This window comes from Jeongeupia chitinilytica (genome assembly GCF_014652315.1).
Lineage (GTDB): Bacteria > Pseudomonadota > Gammaproteobacteria > Burkholderiales > Chitinibacteraceae > Jeongeupia > Jeongeupia chitinilytica.
Window position 1 is genome coordinate 1 of sequence record NZ_BMYO01000023.1, and the last position, 676, is coordinate 676.

Annotated in this window: 1 protein-coding gene; it reads left to right on the forward strand. The window is 67.3% G+C overall.

Going from position 1 to position 676, the window contains the following annotated elements; genetic code table 11:
- The coding region (locus IE097_RS19185) for a pyruvate kinase (protein ID WP_229797673.1) at nucleotides 1–676 on the forward strand (676 nt) is incomplete at both ends.

The window sequence follows — 676 nt, forward strand, 5'->3', positions numbered from 1 at the left end:
CTGCCCAACGATGTCGAACCGGGCGCGATCCTGCTGCTCGGCGACGGCGAGATCCAGCTCGAAGTCAACGCGGTCAAGGGCACCGAAGTGCACACCACGGTGCTGTTCGGCGGCGTGCTGTCGAACAACAAGGGCATCAACCGCAAGGGCGGCGGCCTGACCGCACCGGCGCTGACCGCCAAGGACATGGAAGACATCAAGACCGCCGCGGCGCTCAAGGCCGACTACATCGCGGTGTCCTTCCCCAAGTCCGCCGCCGACATGTACATGGCCCGCACGCTGCTGCGCGCCGCCGGCGGCACTGCCGGGCTGATCGCCAAGATCGAACGGACCGAAGCGGTCGCCAACCTCGACGAAATCCTCGACGCCTCCGACGGCATCATGGTCGCCCGGGGCGACCTCGCGGTCGAAGTCGGCGATGCCAGCGTGCCGGCGCTGCAGAAGATGATGATCAAGCGCGCCCGCGCCAAGCGCAAACTGACGATCACCGCGACGCAGATGATGGAATCGATGATCTCCAGCCCGGTGCCGACCCGTGCCGAAGTGTCGGACTGCGCCAATGCGGTGCTCGACGGCACCGATGCGGTGATGCTGTCGGCGGAATCGGCGGCCGGCAAGTACCCGGTCGAAGCGGTCGAGGCGCTGGTGCGCACCTGCATCGAGGCAGAACGCTCGG